Source organism: Actinomadura latina NBRC 106108, from assembly GCF_001552195.1.
Classification (GTDB): domain Bacteria; phylum Actinomycetota; class Actinomycetes; order Streptosporangiales; family Streptosporangiaceae; genus Spirillospora; species Spirillospora latina.
Map to the genome: position 1 here is coordinate 318,026 of NZ_BCQS01000012.1, position 17,471 is coordinate 335,496.

Consider the following 17,471-nt stretch of genomic DNA (forward strand, 5'->3'; position numbering starts at 1 on the left):
ACCAGCGGGAACGGCCCATCCTGACTAACTCGTCAAATGGCCCGCGCACAGGCGACTTTAACGCTAAGAGAGGGGACGGTTACCGGTAGTTTGCTCGTCATGCCGTCAACCGATCACGAGCTGCCGCTGGAGATGTTCCGCAACCAGCCGCAGCTCGCCCCGACGATATTGCGGACCGTCTTCGGGCTGGACATACCCGGCAACGACGCCAAGGCCACGGTGACTTCGGAGTCCTTCGCGGGCCTGAACCCGGCCGAGTCGCGCTGCGACGCCACCGTCCTCCTGGACGACCCCAAGAAGCCCGGCCACGGCGTCATCGTGGAGTCCCAGCTCAGGTTCGATGAGGAGAAGCACTTCAGCTGGCCTGCCTACGTGGCGCTGCTTCGGCTCCGCCGCAAGTGCCGGGGTGAGCCTGCTGGTCTTCTGCCGTAACGAGGCGGGCGCTCGGCGCTGTGCCGAGCCGATCGACATGGGACATCCCGGATGGGTGCTCAGGCCGTTGACCTTTCACCCCGGGATGCTGCCCCCCATCACCGACCCCGACCAGGCCCGCCGACTCCCCGAACTGGCCGTCCTCAGCGCCCCCGCCCACGCCGACGGACCGCACGCCGAAGCCGTCGTGACCAGCGTGGCAGCCGCAATCGACAGCCTCTCCGGTGACACCGGCGACCTGTACCATGACTACCTGACGGCGCGGTTCTCCGCCGCCGCCCGCAAGCTCCTGGAGGAGATCGTGAAGACCGCCGACTACGAATGGGAATCGGACTTCGCCAAGAACCACATCGCCAGGGGAGAGGCCAAGGGCGAGGCCAGAGGTGAGGCCAAGTCGGTCCTGCTGGTCCTGAAGGCTCGCGGGATCGCCGTTCCCAACGAGGTCCGTGAGCGCGTCGAGAGCTGCACCGACACCGACCAGCTGGAGCGCTGGGTCCAGCGCGCCGCCGTCATCGACAAGGCCGAAGACCTCCTCGACTGACCGTTCTGCTCCGGCCCCGCCCGCGCTCGTGGGCGGGGCCGATGTCGTCTGACGGTTATCCCTGTGCCCCTCTCCGTGCTGGGCGGGCAGCCCGGACATCGTTGGACGGGGAGGCTTACTGTGTATGGGTGGAGTCGGCAGGAGGGGGATGGGTGATCCCGGGGAGCGACGTCGACGGGGTGGCTGAGCGGGCTCGTATTCCGCTGAGCCGGAGGCGGGTGTTGCGGGCCGCTGCGGGGCTCGCCGACCGGGACGGGCTCGACTCGCTCACCATGCGCCGGCTGGCGCATGAGGTCGGGGTCGAGGCGATGTCGCTCTACCACCATGTCGCCAACAAGGAGGCTGTCTTCGATGGTCTCGTCGAGGTGGTCCTCGGGGAGATCGTGGCGGCGGTGGAGGAGGTTGACGCTCCGGCCCCGGAAGAGGACTGGCGGGCGTTGCTGCGTGCGCGGATCCTCGCTGCCCGGGAGGTTCTCCTGCGCCATCCGTGGGCACCGCGGGTGCTCGAATCCCGTGGCGCCATGAGCCCGCTGATCACCGCTTACTACGACCGCGTTGTCGGCATTCTGCGGGCGGGCGGGTTCTCCTTCGAGCTGGCCCACCGGGCGCTGCACGTCCTGGGGAGCCGCGCGCTCGGGTTCACCCAGGAGCTGTTCCAGACGGACGGCGGCGGCAACGACGACCCCGCGATGCTGGAGCAGCTGGCCGACCAGTTCCCGAACCTCGCCGGGATGATGGCCGCCCACGACGACCCGGACGGCACCCTCGGTTTCTGCGACGCCCGGTTCGAGTTCGAGTTCGCGCTCGACCTGATCCTGGAGGGGCTGGAGCGGCGCCGCGTCGCCGGTTCCTGACGTCCCTTCTCCGCCACCCGCTCTTGACTGCCTTACGCCGTATGCTTACCTTACGACGTATGACAACCTTACGTCGTACGACGGACATCGGAGGGGCGACCGCGATGAAAGCCTGGGGCTGGGACCGCTACGGCTCGCCCGACGTGATGACCCTCAAGGACGTCGCCGAGCCCGGCATCGCCCGCGATGAGGTGCTCGTCCGGGTGCGGGCCGCGTCCGTCAACCCCTACGACTGGCGCCATGTGCGAGCCGACCCGGCGCTCGCGCGGCTCGCCAACGGACTGCGCCGCCCGAAGCCGGGCCTGATCCTCGGTGCCGATCTCGCCGGCGTCGTCGAGCGGGCCGGCGCCGAGGTGACGGGCCTCCGGCCGGGGGACGAGGTCTTCGGCGAAGTCCGGCTGGGCTCGTTCGCCGAGGTCGTCGCCGTCCCGTGGAACAGGCTGGCCCTCAAACCCGCCCGGCTCACGTTCGAGCAGGCGGCATCGGTGTCGATGGCCGCGCACACCGCGCTGCAGGGGCTGCGGGACGCCGGGAGGATCGCCGCCGGTCAGCGGGTCCTCGTCAATGGGGCGTCCGGCGGGATCGGCACGTTCGCCGTCCAGCTCGCCAAGGCGCTCGGAGCCGAGGTCACCGGCGTGTGCAGCACCCGCAACGTCGAACTCGTCGCCTCCCTGGGCGCCGATGACGTCGTCGACTACACCCGTGCGGACTTCACCGACCGTGCCGGACGATACGACCTGCTCATGGACATCGTGGGCGACCGGTCACTGAGAGAGCTGCGCCGCCCCCTGACGTCGCGCGGGACGCTCGTGCTCGTCGGCGGCATCGCCGCGGCCCGCGGCCGCCTGCTGGGGCCCGCCGCACAGCAGTTCCGCGGGAAGCTGGCCTCCCCCTTCGTCGGCCAGCGCATCGCCACCGTCAGCTGGAAACCGAACTCCGCCGACCTCCGGTACCTGGCGGAGCTCATGGAGAAGGAACAGCTCACACCCGTCGTCGACCGCACTTTCCCGTTCGCCGAGATCCCGGACGCGCTGCGCTACATCGAGCCCGGCCACGCCCGAGGCAAGGTCGCGATCACCTTCTGACGACCTCCCCGTTCCGCGTATACGGCGGGTAGATCTTTCGTTTTCCCTGGTCGGGGGTCGTTTAGCTCGTTTCGTTCTGGTGTGTGGGGCTATGGGGTCTGAGTGAGAAGGGACGTCAACGAGGAAGCGAAGTGGTGACCGTGACGGAGACGGACACCGGAGACCGCGGCAACGCCAAGGCCACGGAACTCCCGGTCGAGCAGCTCAAGGACGCCGTCCGGGAGTTGGGCCAAGCGCTCATGGTGCGGACGCTTGAGAAGGCCAGCGGCCAGGTGGAGGGCCTGACCCAACGGCTGAACGATGCCGCTGACGACGGTGGAGGGACCGGCTCCAAGATGGCGGCCGCCGGTGTGGGGAAGATCGCCCAGGGCGGCTCCCCGCTCAAGGCCGGTGTCGCCGCGGGTGTGACCGGCGCGAAGGAGAAGGTGAAGAAGGCCGTGGGCGCCGGGGGCGACGGCGGCAAGGGCAGGGGCGGCGGCGGTGCCAAGGTGATCAACATCATCGAGGAGTTCGATGTGGGCCTGCCCCGGCGGGTCGCCTACGACCAGTGGACGCAGTTCGCCGACTTCCCGAGCTTCACCAAGAAGGTCGAGAGCGTCGAGCAGGAGTCCGACGAGAAGATCAACTGGCGTGCGCAGATCTTCCTGTCCCATCGCAGCTGGGAGTCGACGATCATCGAGCAGGTCCCGGACGAGCGGATCGTCTGGAAGTCCAAGGGCGCCAAGGGCTACGTCGACGGCGCCGTGACGTTCCACGAACTCGCTCCGACTATGACGCGCGTCCTGATCGTGGCCGAGTACCACCCGGACGGCTTCTTCGAGAAGACCGCGAACCTGTGGCGCGCCCAGGGACGCCGCCTCCGCCTCGACTTCAAGAACATCAAGCGGCACATGATGACCCAGACCCTTCTGAACCAGGACGACACCGAGGGCTGGCGCGGCGAAATCCGCGACGGCGAGGTCGTCAAGACCCACGAGGAGGCCCTCCAGCAGGAACAGGAGGGCCAGCAGGACCAGGACGGCCAGGAGCAGGCGGACAAGGCCCCAGACCAGGGTGGCCAGGAGCAGGATCAGGAGGGCCAGGAGCAGGCGGACCAGCAGGAGGAGGGTCAGGATCAGGCAGACGGCGCCGGAGAGAAGGTCGAGAGCAGCAGTGCCTGACCTCCGCGACCAGGGCGTCGCCGGTGACGTTTCCTCTGGTCGGCGTGGGGTAGCGAGTCGGGACGCGGAGAAGACCGGCCGAGACTCGGGGGGAGCGATGGACGGCGGCACGTCTGGCAGGCCAGAGCCCGAGCGGCGGCGGAGCGAGCCGGCTCGTGCGGCGGAGCGTCCGGCCAATGGTGCCGCCCCTCCGCCCGGTCGGCCGAACTTCCGCGATGGGCCGGACGTGCACCTCGACGTCCCGCAGCTCGAAGTCGAGGAGATCTCCCTGGAGGTGGAGAACCTTGAGGCGCACGTCTCGCTCGTCGCCCAGGTACTCGACCTGCTCAGGCTGAACGTCGGCGCGGACGTCTTCCTCGGCAGAGTGAAGCTGGAGATCAAGGGAGTCGAGGCACAGGCACAGCTCGACGTCCGGCTGGACAACGTGGCCGTCATCGTCGACCGAGTGCTGACCACGCTCGACCGCAATCCGGAAATCCTGCAGCACATCGGACGCGGCGTGGAGGCGGCGGCGCGCGACATCGGCGCCGGAACCGGTACCGCAGTGGGCGAGGTGGGCCGCGGTGCCGGAGGTGCGGTCAAGGACGTGGGCCGTGGCGCCGGCAGTGCCGTCGAGGACGTGGGCCGCGGCGCCGGCAGTGCTGTCGAGGACGTTGGCCGTGGTGCCGGAGGCGCGGTTGAGGACGTCGGGCGCGGTGCCGGTGGGGCTGTCGAGAATGTGGGCCGCGGTGCCGGGGGTGCGGTCGACAGCGTCGGTCGGGGAGCCGGAAGTGCCGTCGGCGACGTGGGCGCGGGAACGGGTGGTGCCGTCCGCGATGTGGGCACGGGGGCCGGGGACGCGGTCAAGGACGTCGGTGCTGGTGCCGGCACGGCAGCCCGCGACCTGGGCGAGAACACCAAAGAGAAGGTCGAAGACGCAACCGGTGACGGCGAGGACGCAACCGGTGACGGCGAGGAAGCCAATGCGGCCTCCGCACCGGCGGAGGGCGAGCGTAAGGAGGATGAGCCAGACACCTCCACTACCGAACAGGAGGAAGAGGCCACCGCACTCCAGGACGCTTTTCACGAGACCGAGGAGTCCGTGCGCGACCTGGGACGGGCGCTCCTCCGCGTGCTCCGGTCGTCCGGGTGAGGAGGCACCGCCATGGACCATGATGAGCAACTGCCGGTGGACATCCGCTTCTCGGCCAAGATAAAGGCCGACGAACTCCGCTTCGACGTCGCACCTGAAAACTCGGTGGTGTTCACCGGTGACGCCGCGGACGACTCCACGTCCGGAAGCAAACGAACCAATCTGCCGGACGAGGTCGAAGAGAACGTCACCTACCGCGACGTCCACATCGACTACCTCATCGAAGCGAAACTACTTCCCGAAGCACCGGGCTGAATTCAGGGGCAAGTCCGCCGTGACCAGTGCCTCAGCGGTGACCGAGCACGTTGACCACTCGGCCGTTAGGGTCGCGGACGAAGAAACAAGGCCCGGCAGCCGCAGGCAGCAGATTACGCAACTCGTCGAACAGCGTCTGCCGGGCATCGGCCTGCCGCAGCACCTTCGGAACGTTGACCGCCACATAAGTCACCCGCGCCGCAACGTCCCCATCGTGGCGGTGCAGGCTGACCGTCCTCGCCTGCATGTCACGGTCGGCGGCATAGACGATGAACGCTGTCGGCGGCTCCTCCGAGCGGCTGGTGGCCTGCGCGTACACAAAGCTCTGGTACAAGTCAGAGGTCGCGACCTTCTTTTCCGCGTAGAGCTTGTACTTGGCGTCCACGGACCATAGCCGGGACTTCGCCCCGTGCCCCCGGACCAATTGCACGTCCGGCTGTATCGACGTGTAGGAAGCAGTCTCCCCGCGCACGGCTCCGGGCAGAGACTCCTGCGCGCGGACGGCGACATCGGATCCCGTGAAGGCGTCTCGCAGCAGCCGTGTGACGAAGTCCTCGAACAGCCGATTCATGTCGATCATGAAGGCGTGGGACGTGCCGCCGGAGGTCGCGTACAGGCCGGCGAACGATGTTCCTCCCAGCAGCATCAGGGCCCACCGGTGCGCGGTGCGGTAGTGCTCGTTCCCGCGGTCGTAGGTGAGGCGGTCCGCGGCCGCGCGGGCGTCGAAGCCGCCGAGCGTGCAAGCCGCATCGAAGTCGGCGGCGAGATGCCTGGCGCGGTTCCGCACGTCGGGGTTCCCGCAAGTGTGCGCGGCGACCCGCAGGGCCGCCGCGCACAGCCGGTTGTCGAGGATGTCGGCGCTCCGCTCGTCGTACCGGCACTCCAGTCGGTCGAGCATCCCGAACCGCCGCATCACCTGCCGGTCCGCCAGCAGCCGCCCCCGGACGACCGGCAGCGCCTCCTCACGCCGCAGATAGTCGCGCCGCAACCCATGCCGAAGCAGCCTGTCGCACTCCTGCGTGAGCAGCAGGCAGACGAGGTCGCGTAGGTGAAGCCCGCTACCGAGCCGATGAAGAAGCGGCAGATCGCGCAGTGAGTCCAACCCGGCGGCATAGTCGAGCATCTGCAGCACACCGAGGTCGGAGCCCACCAGCTTCGGCCGGACGTGTATGGACGCGCATTCCAGCTCGACCACACCTACATGCGACCCGGCCTCGATCTCAAGCGTGTCGCCCTGCAGCCAGCGCAGCGTGACCCGCTTCGACACCTCCTCGGACTCGGCCACGGCGAGGTCGGCCGGGCCGGGCCGGACACCCCGCACCCGGCGCCGCCCGTACTCGTCCAGCTCGATCGGCTCCACTATTCGCCCGCGTTCGCCTGGAGTTCCGTGGAAAGGGCCTCGACGAGCCGCTCGTCGCTCAGCCCGGCGACGGTGTGCGCCTGCACGTCCACGATCTCCTGCCCGAGGAACCGGGACAGCATCGAATAGTCGTCATAGGCGTACTCCTGGAGCAATGGCATCACCTCGGTGCGGACGATGGCCGCGAGCTCGGCCTCGCTGTCCACCGGTTCCCCGCCCGGCATGAAGAACGAGTGCCCGATCTGCCGTTCCCGCCCCAGCTCTTTGACGACCCGGCGGTTGAGTTCCCGAAGCAGCAACCCGAGATCCACCTCCCCGACCTTCTGCCCGTCGAGGACGTCGGTGTCGGGCAGCAGCTCATGGAACGCGAAACGGCGCCGCAGCGCGGAGTCGAGCAGCCGGATGCTGCGGTCCGCAGTGTTCATCGTCCCCAGGAGGTAGACGTTGGACGGCACAGCGAAGCGCTTGCCGGACGGCAGCGTGACTTGCATGCCCCGCTTGTCCGGCTCCAGCAGCGTGATCAGTTCCCCGAGGATCTTCGGGATGTCGCCCCGGTTGATCTCGTCGATCAGCAGCAGGTACGGCCGTTCGGGGTTTGCCGCGGCGGTCTCACACACCCGCTTGAATACCCCGTCCCGCAGCACCAGCCGCAGCCCGCCGCCACCGTCCTCGTCCGGACGGAATCCTTCGATGAAGTCCTCGTATCCGTATGCGGGATGGAACGTCACCTGCGTCAGGGATCCGGCCTTGTGGAAGCTTTCCAAGGCACGCCGGAACCCGGCTGTGCCGTATTCGGCGAGCGTCTCCACCTTCATGTCCGGCATCTGGGTCGAGAGCCACCAGAGCGCGAAGCGCAGGCTCGTGTACGTCTTCCCGGTTCCAGGCGGCCCGTACAAGACGACCTGTCCCTTGCGTGCGAGAAGCCCGGCGATCTCGGTGAACAGCGAGTCCGCGGGGACGATCCTGTTCTCGGGTCGATCGTCGCCCCCGGACGGCTGCAGGGATTTCCACAGCTCCGCCGAGACTTTGGCGACGGTGACCGTGCCCCATGACTTCTGCGGTTTGGCCAGCGTCTGCGCGTAATCGGTGTCCCAGTCGACGGAGACGGTGTGCTGGAAGGCCGTGCGTTCGTCACGCCACCTGTAGCCTTCCTCGGTCACCGTCCCGACCCCGAGGACCTCCTTGGTGCCCTTGTTGGCCACGACCAGGTCACCCGGTCTCAACTGGTACAGCCGCCACACCTCGTTGGCCTTCGCTGAAATCTTGCTCCTATTGCCTTTGTACTCGCTGGAGTAGGCCTCCTCGAATGCCGTACGGAATTCTTCCTCCGAGTTGTACTCGCTCAGGTCCCCGACGTCTTCCCAGCCGACGCAGATGTACCCGTCCGCGAGGCACTCGTCCCAATACTTGGCGTTCTCACCAGGCGCGATCTTGAGAATTGTCCGGGTGGGCGGACGAGGGTCGGCCCACCCGTACAGGAATCTCCCGATCTCGTAGGGGTGCCATCCGTCGAAGCGCCCGTCGTCATCGATCACCTGCTTGAGCCGCTCGTGTGCGGCGAACGCGTCCAGGTTGGACTTCTCTCCGGACAGATGGAAGACGAACGCGCGCACATGGTCGCGGCTTGTGACCGGGATGAGGGTGCCGGGAAAGTAGCAGGAGATCGCCTTGGCCGTCAGCGCCGGCGCTGGGCGGATCGAGTCGATGGTGTCGATTTCGCTGAGCCGTCCAGCCTGGATGGTCTCAAATGCCTCGACAAAGCCCGCCCTCACGTTCTCCCAGGCGCTCTGCTCATCGCCGTACTCGGAGGGGTATCTCCATACGCCCTCCTTCTTACGCCGAAAGATGATGTGCTTGGCGGCGCTCCCGCCTCTCATGCTGCACAGCCCAAGTGTGCCGAACTCCATGCGGTGGCAGAAGGAATCCTGGTAAACGTCCGTCCCCAGCGCATACCGTTCCAGGGGCATGGTCGGCCAGGCGTCCAAGGGGAAGTCGCGCACCACCTGTGAGATCTCTGCGTCCGCCTCGGCGATGACGGTCGCAAGGTCGGAGCGGTCGAACTCGGCGAGGGCCGTCGACAGCGGCTTGGCGGGCGTTGCGACACCGCCAACGCTCGGGAGCGGGACGAGTGTGCATGTCTGGCAGACCTTGGAGATCGGGCGGCCCGCACCGTTGCGCAGGCCGGCCGCCTCCGCGAACGCCTGCCGCCCCCGCACGTCGTCCGCTGGGGCGGTTTCCGAGAGCCGCCGCCACAGGTTCCGATCCGGATCGGGATAGATCTTCCACCCGTTCTCGTATCCGACCATGTGCGTGCAGGTCCGGCTGTGATGGAGAGCCGTCCCGTCGCTCGCTGGGCAGATCACCTCGCCGGACGAGGAGGTCAGCTCATAGGACTGCCCGTCGTAGTGGACGATGCGGCGCCCGTCAGGGGTCTCGTTGATGGTGACGCTCAGCCCGGTACCCATACTCCATTGGTAGCGGCATGAAGCCGGGTGACTTCAACCCGTGCATGGATTTCGTGACCGACTTGCGACACTCCCTGAGTTAGGCGTTGTGTTCGACGGTGCTCATGTCTCCGGTCGCGGGGGTACCTGCGGCGAGCGCGTAGCGCAGGTACACGGTGCCCTTCGGGCCTGCCGCAGGCGGTTCGAGGAGTGTGACGTTCGTGGGCACCGCGCCATTGTCGAACACCTTCTTCCCGACGCCGAGCACGATCGGGTGCACCCAGAGGTCGAGGCGGTCGAAGAGCTTCTCGCGCAGGAGGGTCTGCACCAGGTTCAGGCTCCCGACGACCTTCACGTGCTCGTGCCGGTCCCGGATCTCGCGCACCGCGCCGGCCAGATCCGGGCCGAGCTGCGTGGACCCGGCCCACGGGAGGTCGGGCTTGCCGCGGGATGCCACGTACTTCGGGACGCTGTTGAACAGCGTGGCGATCTCGCCGTCCTCCTGGTGCGGCCAGTAGCCGGCGAAGATGTCATACGTCCGCCGGCCGAGCAGCAGGGCGTCCGTTCCGTCGTACGCGGCACTGATCTGCGCCCCGGCGACCTCGTCCAGCAGGGGGGCCTGCCAGCCGCCGAACGGGAACCCCTCCGGGTCCTCGTCGGGGCCGCCGGGTGCCTGCCCGACGAGGTCGAGGGTGGTGAACAGTTCGATGTGGATGAGACCCATGTCCTTCTCCCCGATGAGTCGGTTGTCTCGGTCGGAAGATAGACCTGCGGGCGTCGGCAGACTCATCGCCGCGACGCCACCAGGCTTCCCCGCCTCATGCGCCTCCCGCAGTAGCCGCCGGGTCGGCCGGCTCCTCCGGTCGGTACCGTCCGCGAAAGCCCCGGCGCCGTCCTCACATGACCGCATCCGGCCGATGTGTACGGACTACACGAGATGTCTGTCCGTTGATGCGATATATCCAGATGCCGTACGGTGGCTCGACCGCATCGGCCGGATCGGGACGACGCTCGGCGTGGCCCTCACCCCCCCTGTGCTAACAAGTAGCAGCAGCTCATGACCCACTGAAGGAGACCCGCGGTGCCGTCGACTGTGACCGATGAGCGTCCCGTGCCCGGTGCCCTTGTGCAGGTGCGGGGGCAGCGCTGGGTCGTGAGCACCATCGATGAGCAGCAGAAGAGCACCCTCGTCACCCTCCAGTCCGTCGAGGACGGACGTTACGGGGACACGCTCTCCGTCATTTGGGAGGTCGAGCCGGGCCGCCGCACACTCCCGTCCGGTTCCCTCCCAGAGGTCGGCCAGGGCAAGTTCGACTCCCCGGAGCGCCTCGCCGCGTTCCTGGACGCGGTCCGCTGGGGCGCGGTCGCGTCCGCCGACGTCAAGACGCTCCAGGCTCCGTTTCGTTCCGGTGTCGCCATCGAGGACTACCAGCTCGAACCGGTCGCCCGCGCGCTCGACGCGCCCCGCGTCAACCTCCTCCTCGCCGATGACGTCGGCCTCGGCAAGACGATCGAGGCGGGCCTGGTCGCGCAGGAGCTCCTGCTCCGCCAGCGCGGCCGCAAGATCCTCATCGTGTGCCCGGCCGGCCTGACGGTGAAGTGGCGGGACGAGATGGCCGAGAAGTTCGGCCTCGACTTCACCATCATCGATTCCGCGCGCTGCGCCGAGGTCCGCCGGACGCACGGCAGCGCCGCGAACCCGTTCGAGGTCTACCCGCACGCGATCGTGTCGCTGCCGTGGTTGCGGGGAGCGAAGGCGCAGCGGCTCTTGGACGAGGTCCTCCCGGCTGGAGGCCCGACCTACCCGCGCACGTTCGATCTCCTCATCCTGGACGAGGCGCACCACGTCGCCCCCGCCGCGCCCAAGCAGATCTACGCGATCGACTCGCAGCAGACGAAGCTCATCAGACGCCTCGCGCAGCACTTCACGCACCGCCTGTTCCTGTCGGCCACCCCCCACAACGGCTACCAGGCGAGCTTCACCGCGCTCCTCGAAATCCTTGACGACCAGCGCTTCGCGCGCGGCGTGAAGCCCGACGACTCCGCCGTCAGGGACACGGTCGTCCGCCGCCTGAAAAGCCAGATCATCGAGGGCGGCAGCCCCCGCTTCAAGGAGCGCGACGCCCGCGAGATCCCGGTCGCCTACCCCGACGACGAGCGCGAGATCCACCGGTTGCTCCAGGAGTTCGCGCAGGCCCGCCGCAGGCGCCTGAACCAGACCCGCGGGCGCAAGGCCGCCGACCTGGTGACGCTGCTGCTGAAGAAGCGCCTGTTCTCCAGCCCGGCCGCGTTCGCGCACACCGTCGCCGCCTACATGGAGACGCTCAGGTCGAAGTCGCGGCACGGCCTCCCGCCCGAGGACGAGTGGCTGGAGGATTTCTTCGACGACGTCGCCACCCTCGATGACGAGTCCCTGGACGAGGCGGAGTCCGACGCCCTCACCCTCACCACCCCGCTCGTCGAGACGAGGGACGACGAGCTGGCTCTTCTGCAGCGCATGCACGACTGGGCGGCGGCGCACGAGGCGCAGCCGGACGCGAAGGCCCTCAAGCTCATCGAGTACCTGAAGTCGGTCTGCCGCCCCGGCCGCGACTGGACGAACGAGCGCGTCATCGTCTTCACCGAGTACCGCGACACCAAGGACTGGCTCCGCGAACTCCTCCGCGCCCAGGGCCTCGGCGGCGACCGCGTCGCGGAGCTCGACGGCGCGATGAACACCGATGACCGCGAGAAGCTGCGGCTCGCGTTCCAGAAGGCGCCGCACGAGCATCCGGTCCGGATCCTGCTCGCCACGGACGCCGCCAGCGAGGGCATCGACCTGCAGAACCACTGCCACCGGCTCGTCAACTACGACATTCCGTTCAACCCGAACAAGCTGGAGCAGCGGATCGGCCGCATCGACCGCTACGGCCAGAAGGAAACCCCCGAGATCCGCCATTTCGTCGGCACCGGCTGGGACAAGGCCGTCGACTCCTACGAGGCCGACCTGGAGTTCCTGTCCCGCGTCGCGAAGAAGGTCGTGCAGCAGAAGGAGGACCTGGGGTCGGTCAACCCCGTCCTCGCCGACGCCGTCCAGCGCCGCCTCCTCGGCGAGCAGGTCGACGTGGACGCCGAGACGGCCAGGGCCGCGAAGAAGGAACGGGTCCCGTCCGAGTCCAACGTCGGTGACCAGGTCCGCAAGCTCCGCGACAACCTGGACGAGACGGTCAGCGCACTCCGCATCACCCCGAACGGCGTGAAGCGCGTCGTCGACACGGCGCTCGCACTGGCCCGCCAGCAGCCGCTGAAGAAGGCCGTCGACCCCGACGACGGCGTCTATGACGTGCCCGTCCTCACCGGGTCGTGGGAGCGCGCGTCCGCCGGGCTGCTCGAGAAGCTGCCGCCGGACGGCCGGCCGCCCCGCCAGCTCCCCGTCACCTTCAGCCAGCAGACGGCGAAGGACCGGGACGATGTCGTCCTCGCCCACCTCGGGCATCCGCTCGTCGCGATGTCGACGCGGCTGCTGCGCGCCGCCGTGTCCAACGACCGCATCGACCTGAACCGTGTCACGGCCGTCGTCAGCGACGACCCGGAGCTGGAGACGACGCTCGTCGCCGCGTTCTCCCGGTTCGTGCTCGTCGGCGCGGACGGCGTCCGCCTCCACGAGGAGGTCCTGTACGCGGGCGGCTGGGCCCCGGACGGCGGACGGTTCCGCCGCCTGGAGAACCTCACCCGCCTCGGCGGTTTCCTCGACGGCGCCCTCACCGCCGGAACGTCGGCGACTCCGCGCATCCAGGCCCGCCTCGCCGAGCGGTTCGAGTCGCTGCGCCCCGGCCTCGAAGCCGCGATCAAGTGGCGGGCGGACACCCGGCACGAGTCCCTGGCCCGCCGCCTCGACCAGCGCCGCGAGGCCGAGTCGCGCCGCATCACCGCCAACATCGAGCAGTTCGCCGAGAGTCTCCGCGGCCAGCTCGCCCTGGGCGACGAGGCGGACGCGATGTTCTCCATGATCGAGGCGCGCAGCCGCGAGGAGATCCGCCAGTACCAGAACGACCGACGCTCCTGGGAGGAACGCCTGCAACGCCTGTCGGACGAGAAGGACCTCGAACTCCAGCAGATCGAGTCCCGTTACGCGAGCCCCGAACCGCACTCGTTCCCCGTCGCGGTCGTTTTCGTCGTCCCGAAGCGAGAGGCGATCTGACATGGCCCGGTTCCCACGCCACAGCGACGACTTCAACCACGCCGACTGGCTGAGCCTGATCGACGTGTCCGGGCCGTTCCTCAGCGTCCCCGTCCTCCGCCGCGTCTGGCCTGCCCTCGACGCGCTCGACAAGGGCGCCCGCGAACGCCTCCGCCAGGAGCACGCCGCCCTCCCCGGCCGCCCGTGGATCGACTACGTCCTGACCGAACTCCTCGGCTGGGACGACGCGGCGCACTTCACCGGCCTGGACGCCCTGTCCATGGACGTCCCCGAGCACGACACCGCGGTCACCCCGTCGTTCGCCCTCCTCGAACCGGGCACGACCCCCGGCGCGGACGCGAAGAACGTCCGGCTCCTCGGCCTCATCAGCGACGACCGCCCCACCCAGCGGATCAAGGACTCGGAGTGGGCCGCGACGTCGGCGGACCGGCTTGCCCAGCTCTGCCGCCACCACGACGTCCAGCTCGGGCTCGCCACCGACGGACGCTGGTGGGCGCTCGTCTGGGCCCCGCGCGGCGGCGTCACCACCACAGCCGTCTTCGACGCGGTCAACTGGCACGAGGCCGCCGAACGCGACGTCGTCCGCGCCTTCGTGTCGATCCTGAACCGCGCCCGCTTCTTCGCCGTCCCGGACGACGAGACGCTCGTCCGCCTCCTCGACGTCAGCAAGGACAACCAGGAGGACATCACCGAGGCTCTCGGCGTCCAGGTCCGCCAGGCCGTCGAGCTGCTGGTCGCCGCCATCGGACGCGCCCACACCGCCGACGTCGCCCAGGGCGGTCGGGGCCTTGCGGACGTGTCCGCCCACGAGGTCTACCGGGGCGCCGTCGCCGTCATGATGCGCGTGGTGTTCCTCCTCTTCGCCGAGGAACGAGGACTCCTCCCCGCCGACAAGGAGCTGTACCGGACGGCCTACTCCGCCGGCCTCCTCTGCTCCGAACTCGAACAACGTGCACTGGATGGCAGCGAAGACGACCTCGAACACACCTACACCGGCTGGCATCGCCTCCTCGCCCTGTTCAACGCGGTGTATTACGGCGTCGACCACCCCGAGATGAAGATGCACGCCCACGACGGCTCCATCTTCAACCCGGACACGTACGCGTGGCTCCCGCACACCATCGACGACCGGACCGTCCTGCACATGCTCCAGGCGGTTCAATATGTCGAGATCGGCACCGGGAAGAGCCGCGAACGCCGCAGGCTCTCCTTCGCCGCCCTCGACGTGGAGCAGATCGGATACGTCTACGAGGGCCTGCTCTCCTTCGAGGGCTTCCACGCGGACGAGACCTACGTCGGCCTGATCGGCAAGGCCGGATTCGAAGAAGAGGTTCCCCTCCGCACCCTGGAGGAAATCGCCGCCGCCTGCCCGGACGTCCCGTCGCTGGCTGCCAAGCTCGCCACCGAATACAAGGACTCCCGGATCGGCTCCGCCAAGGCGCTTGAGAAGCGACTCGCGCCCCTCTCGGACGCCGAAGAGCAGGACGCCAAGCGCAAGCTCCTGGCCGTCACGGGAGGCGACTACCCGCTGACCGAACGCCTGCTGCCGTTCTTCAACCTCATCCGCACGGACCTCCGCGACCTGCCCGTGGTGATTCTGACGGACGCCCTGTACGTCACAGAGTCGTCGCTGCGGAAGAACACCGGCACCCACTACACGCCCAGCTTCCTCGCCAAGCAGGTCGTCGAAGGTGCCTTGGAGCCGCTCGTCTACTCGCCCGGCCCCTTGCAGACGGCGGACAAGAATGAGTGGAAGCTCAAGACCTCAGACGAGATCCTGTCGCTGAAGGTCGCCGACATCGCCATGGGCTCGGCTGCGTTCCTGGTGGCAGCCTGCCGTTACCTCGGTGACAAGCTCGTGGAGGCGTGGGTCCGCGAGGGCGATGAGCGCGTCCGCGACTACAAGGGCAAGTCGACCACCACGGCCGCCGATGCCGAAGCGGACCCGGTCACCGTCGACGCCAGCCGCCAGATCATCGAGCACTGCCTCTACGGCGCGGACATCAACGAGATGGCCGTCGAAATGGCCAAGCTGTCGTTGTGGCTCGTCTCCATGGACCCGCACAAGCCCTTCACGTTCCTGGACGACCGCCTCATCGTCGGCGACTCGCTGCTGGGCATCACGTCACTCGACCAGCTCGAAGTCATGCACATGGACGCCAAGGCCGGCCGGAAGCTGCACGAGGACGACGGCGCTCTCTTCAACCTGACCACGGGCATTCGAGAACTGGTCGGCCGCGTCGCTGAGAAGCGCCGCGAACTCGTCGCCATCGAAGGCACCGACCTGGACAAGCTGGCCGCCAAGCGCGCCATGCTCGCCGAGGTCGAAAAGGACACCGAACGCGCCCGCCTCCTCGCCGACCTCACCACCGCCGCGGCCCTGGCCTACGCCAGCAGAGAAGCGGCAGGTCTGGACACAGCCTCCAAGCAAGCCGTGACCCAAGCACTCAAGGTGGAGTCCGGTGACGAGGCAGCGGAACTCGCCGCGCGTGACCAACTCAACCTGTGGCTCCGTACCGACCGGCCGGACGGAGCCTTCGAGCGTGAGTCAATTCACTGGCCCCTCGCATTTCCGGAGGTCTTCGAACAGGGTGGTTTTGACGCCATCATCGGCAACCCACCTTTCCTTGGTGGAAAGAAAATTAGCGGGGTCGCCGGGACTGCCTATAGAGAATACATCGTGAATACTCTCGGGCTAGGTGTTCGTGGACACGCGGATTTGATCGCCTATTTCACTTTGAGAGCGCATCATTTGATTAGCTCTTCCGGTCAGACGGGTCTTATTGCAACGAATACCCTTGCCCAGGGGGATACTCGGGAGGTCGGGCTAGATCAAGTAGTCGCTAAAGGGGTAGAGATTCGGCAGGCGATTAAGTCCAAGCCGTGGCCGTCGAAAGGTGCGGTGCTTGAATACTGTGCGGTATGGACGAGTGCGGCTACTCTCGGCAAGACCGCGAGACGGGTAGTAGACGGTACGGCTGTGCTCAGGATCAACTCATCGTTGGCTCCTGGATCAAGGATCGACGGCCCCGCCCGGCCTCTAGCCTCCAATTATGGCAGGGTCTATATCGGCCAGTACGCCATGGGTATGGGATTCACTATGAGTGAAGAGCGGGCTCATGGGCTTATTCATGATGACGTTCAGAATCGTGACGTCATTTTCCCGTATCTTAGCGGCCAAGATGTGAACACACGGGCAGACTGCTCTCCCAGTCGCTGGATCATCAACTTCCATGACTGGCCTGAGAATCAAGCGGCCCAATATATTGACTGCTTTGCTCAGGTGGCCAGAGAGGTTAGACCTGAGCGGATGAAGCAAAAAGATGAATATGGGCGTCGATATTGGTGGAGATTCTTCCGTCAGCGTCCCGAACTGGAAGAAGCGATCGCCGGTCTCGGCCGAGTGATTGTGATCACGCGAGTCAGTAAAACCGTGATGCCTATTTCGACTCGGACGGGTAAGGTTTTTTCAGACTCTCTCGCAGTCTTTCCGACAGACGATACTGCGATGTTGGCTCTGCTGAGTAGTTCAGCTCACTACTGGTGGGCAGTATCGCGAGCCTCTTCAATGAAGGCGGACCTCCGTTATACACCCTCGGATGTCTTCGAGACGTTGCCGTTGCCGGAAATGACGCAGGAGATGCGGGAGCTTGGGGCTAAGCTCGATCAGTTCCGGGCGGACGTCATGCTGGCGCGTCAGGCTGGTCTGACTAAGACATACAACCTCGTCCACGACCCGGAGTGCAGCGATACGGATATCGCACAGTTGCGTGGGATACACAAAGCGATCGATAAAGCCGTGTGTCGGGCGTATGGGTGGGACGATCTGATCGCGCAGCTCGACCACGGGCACCACAACATCGGACGCGATACGCGGTACACCGTTGGCCATGTCATGTGGCGGGAGTTCGTGGATCGGCTGCTTGAGTTGAACCATGAGCGGTATGCGGCCGAGGTCGCGGCCGGCCTGCACGACAAGAAGGGGAAGAAGCGCCCAAAAGCCAGTGAGCAGGACGGGCTCTTCTGAC

The 17,471-nt window shown here is 67.2% G+C and carries 12 protein-coding genes; 9 read left to right on the top strand and 3 right to left on the bottom strand.

Features of this window, described 5'->3' with window-relative positions; genetic code table 11:
- Window positions 1-99: 99 nt before the first annotated feature.
- The 7 genes from AL2_RS36495 (at window position 100) to AL2_RS19250 (ending at window position 5,459) form a co-directional block, all read left to right on the top strand.
- Window positions 100-432: a hypothetical protein gene (locus AL2_RS36495; protein WP_157438242.1), complete on the top strand. Its 333-nt coding sequence runs from the start codon at window positions 100-102 to the stop codon at window positions 430-432.
- 85 nt (window positions 433-517) lie between these two features.
- Window positions 518-973, top strand: coding sequence for a hypothetical protein (locus AL2_RS19225; protein WP_083946670.1), 456 nt, complete (start codon window positions 518-520; stop codon window positions 971-973).
- Window positions 974-1,125: 152 nt separating this feature from the next.
- Complete coding sequence (locus AL2_RS19230) at window positions 1,126-1,827, top strand: TetR/AcrR family transcriptional regulator (RefSeq protein WP_210747717.1); 702 nt, start codon at window positions 1,126-1,128, stop codon at window positions 1,825-1,827.
- Window positions 1,828-1,931: 104 nt separating this feature from the next.
- Complete coding sequence (locus AL2_RS19235) at window positions 1,932-2,912, top strand: NAD(P)-dependent alcohol dehydrogenase (RefSeq protein ID WP_067635265.1); 981 nt, start codon at window positions 1,932-1,934, stop codon at window positions 2,910-2,912.
- Window positions 2,913-3,046: 134 nt separating this feature from the next.
- Entirely contained in the window at window positions 3,047-4,072 is a 1,026-nt protein-coding gene (locus AL2_RS19240) for an SRPBCC family protein (RefSeq protein WP_218003678.1), read from the top strand.
- Window positions 4,073-4,298: 226 nt separating this feature from the next.
- Window positions 4,299-5,204, top strand: a complete 906-nt coding sequence (locus AL2_RS19245) for a TrbL/VirB6 family protein (protein ID WP_174550859.1) — start codon at window positions 4,299-4,301, stop codon at window positions 5,202-5,204.
- 12 nt (window positions 5,205-5,216) lie between these two features.
- A complete protein-coding gene (locus AL2_RS19250; RefSeq protein WP_067635268.1) occupies window positions 5,217-5,459 on the top strand; it encodes a hypothetical protein in 243 nt (80 codons plus the stop codon).
- 31 nt (window positions 5,460-5,490) lie between these two features.
- On the opposite strand, the gene AL2_RS19255 is transcribed toward AL2_RS19250, so the two are convergent.
- The 3 genes from AL2_RS19255 to AL2_RS19265 all read right to left on the bottom strand — a co-directional run bounded on the left by AL2_RS19255 (window position 5,491) and on the right by AL2_RS19265 (window position 9,987).
- The gene (locus AL2_RS19255) at window positions 5,491-6,744 is read right to left on the bottom strand and encodes an McrC family protein (protein ID WP_168444539.1); all 1,254 of its coding nucleotides are present in this window, start codon (window positions 6,742-6,744) and stop codon (window positions 5,491-5,493) included.
- Between the two features lie 74 nt (window positions 6,745-6,818).
- Window positions 6,819-9,284 (bottom strand): McrB family protein, encoded by a 2,466-nt coding sequence (locus tag AL2_RS19260; protein WP_083946673.1) that lies wholly within the window; start codon window positions 9,282-9,284, stop codon window positions 6,819-6,821.
- A gap of 79 nt (window positions 9,285-9,363) precedes the next feature.
- Complete coding sequence (locus tag AL2_RS19265) at window positions 9,364-9,987, bottom strand: dihydrofolate reductase family protein (protein ID WP_067635270.1); 624 nt, start codon at window positions 9,985-9,987, stop codon at window positions 9,364-9,366.
- A gap of 357 nt (window positions 9,988-10,344) precedes the next feature.
- On the opposite strand from AL2_RS19265, the gene drmD reads away from it, so the two are divergent.
- Both drmD and AL2_RS19275 read left to right on the top strand, forming a co-directional pair.
- Entirely contained in the window at window positions 10,345-13,443 is a 3,099-nt protein-coding gene (gene drmD, locus AL2_RS19270; protein ID WP_067635272.1) for a DISARM system SNF2-like helicase DrmD, read from the top strand.
- Between the two features lies 1 nt (window position 13,444).
- Complete coding sequence (locus AL2_RS19275) at window positions 13,445-17,470, top strand: Eco57I restriction-modification methylase domain-containing protein (protein ID WP_067635274.1); 4,026 nt, start codon at window positions 13,445-13,447, stop codon at window positions 17,468-17,470.
- Window position 17,471 lies beyond the last annotated feature (1 nt).

Excerpts from the sequence above, each read along its gene's own strand:
- AL2_RS36495 (WP_157438242.1), top strand. The coding sequence starts at position 100 with ATGCCGTCAACCGATCACGAGCTGCCGCTGGAGATGTTCCGCAACCAG.
- AL2_RS19225 (WP_083946670.1), top strand. The coding sequence starts at position 518 with ATGCTGCCCCCCATCACCGACCCCGACCAGGCCCGCCGACTCCCCGAA.
- AL2_RS19235 (WP_067635265.1), top strand. The coding sequence starts at position 1,932 with ATGAAAGCCTGGGGCTGGGACCGCTACGGCTCGCCCGACGTGATGACC.
- AL2_RS19250 (WP_067635268.1), top strand. The coding sequence starts at position 5,217 with ATGGACCATGATGAGCAACTGCCGGTGGACATCCGCTTCTCGGCCAAG.
- AL2_RS19260 (WP_083946673.1), bottom strand. The coding sequence starts at position 9,284 with ATGGGTACCGGGCTGAGCGTCACCATCAACGAGACCCCTGACGGGCGC.
- AL2_RS19265 (WP_067635270.1), bottom strand. The coding sequence starts at position 9,987 with ATGGGTCTCATCCACATCGAACTGTTCACCACCCTCGACCTCGTCGGG.
- AL2_RS19275 (WP_067635274.1), top strand. The coding sequence starts at position 13,445 with ATGGCCCGGTTCCCACGCCACAGCGACGACTTCAACCACGCCGACTGG.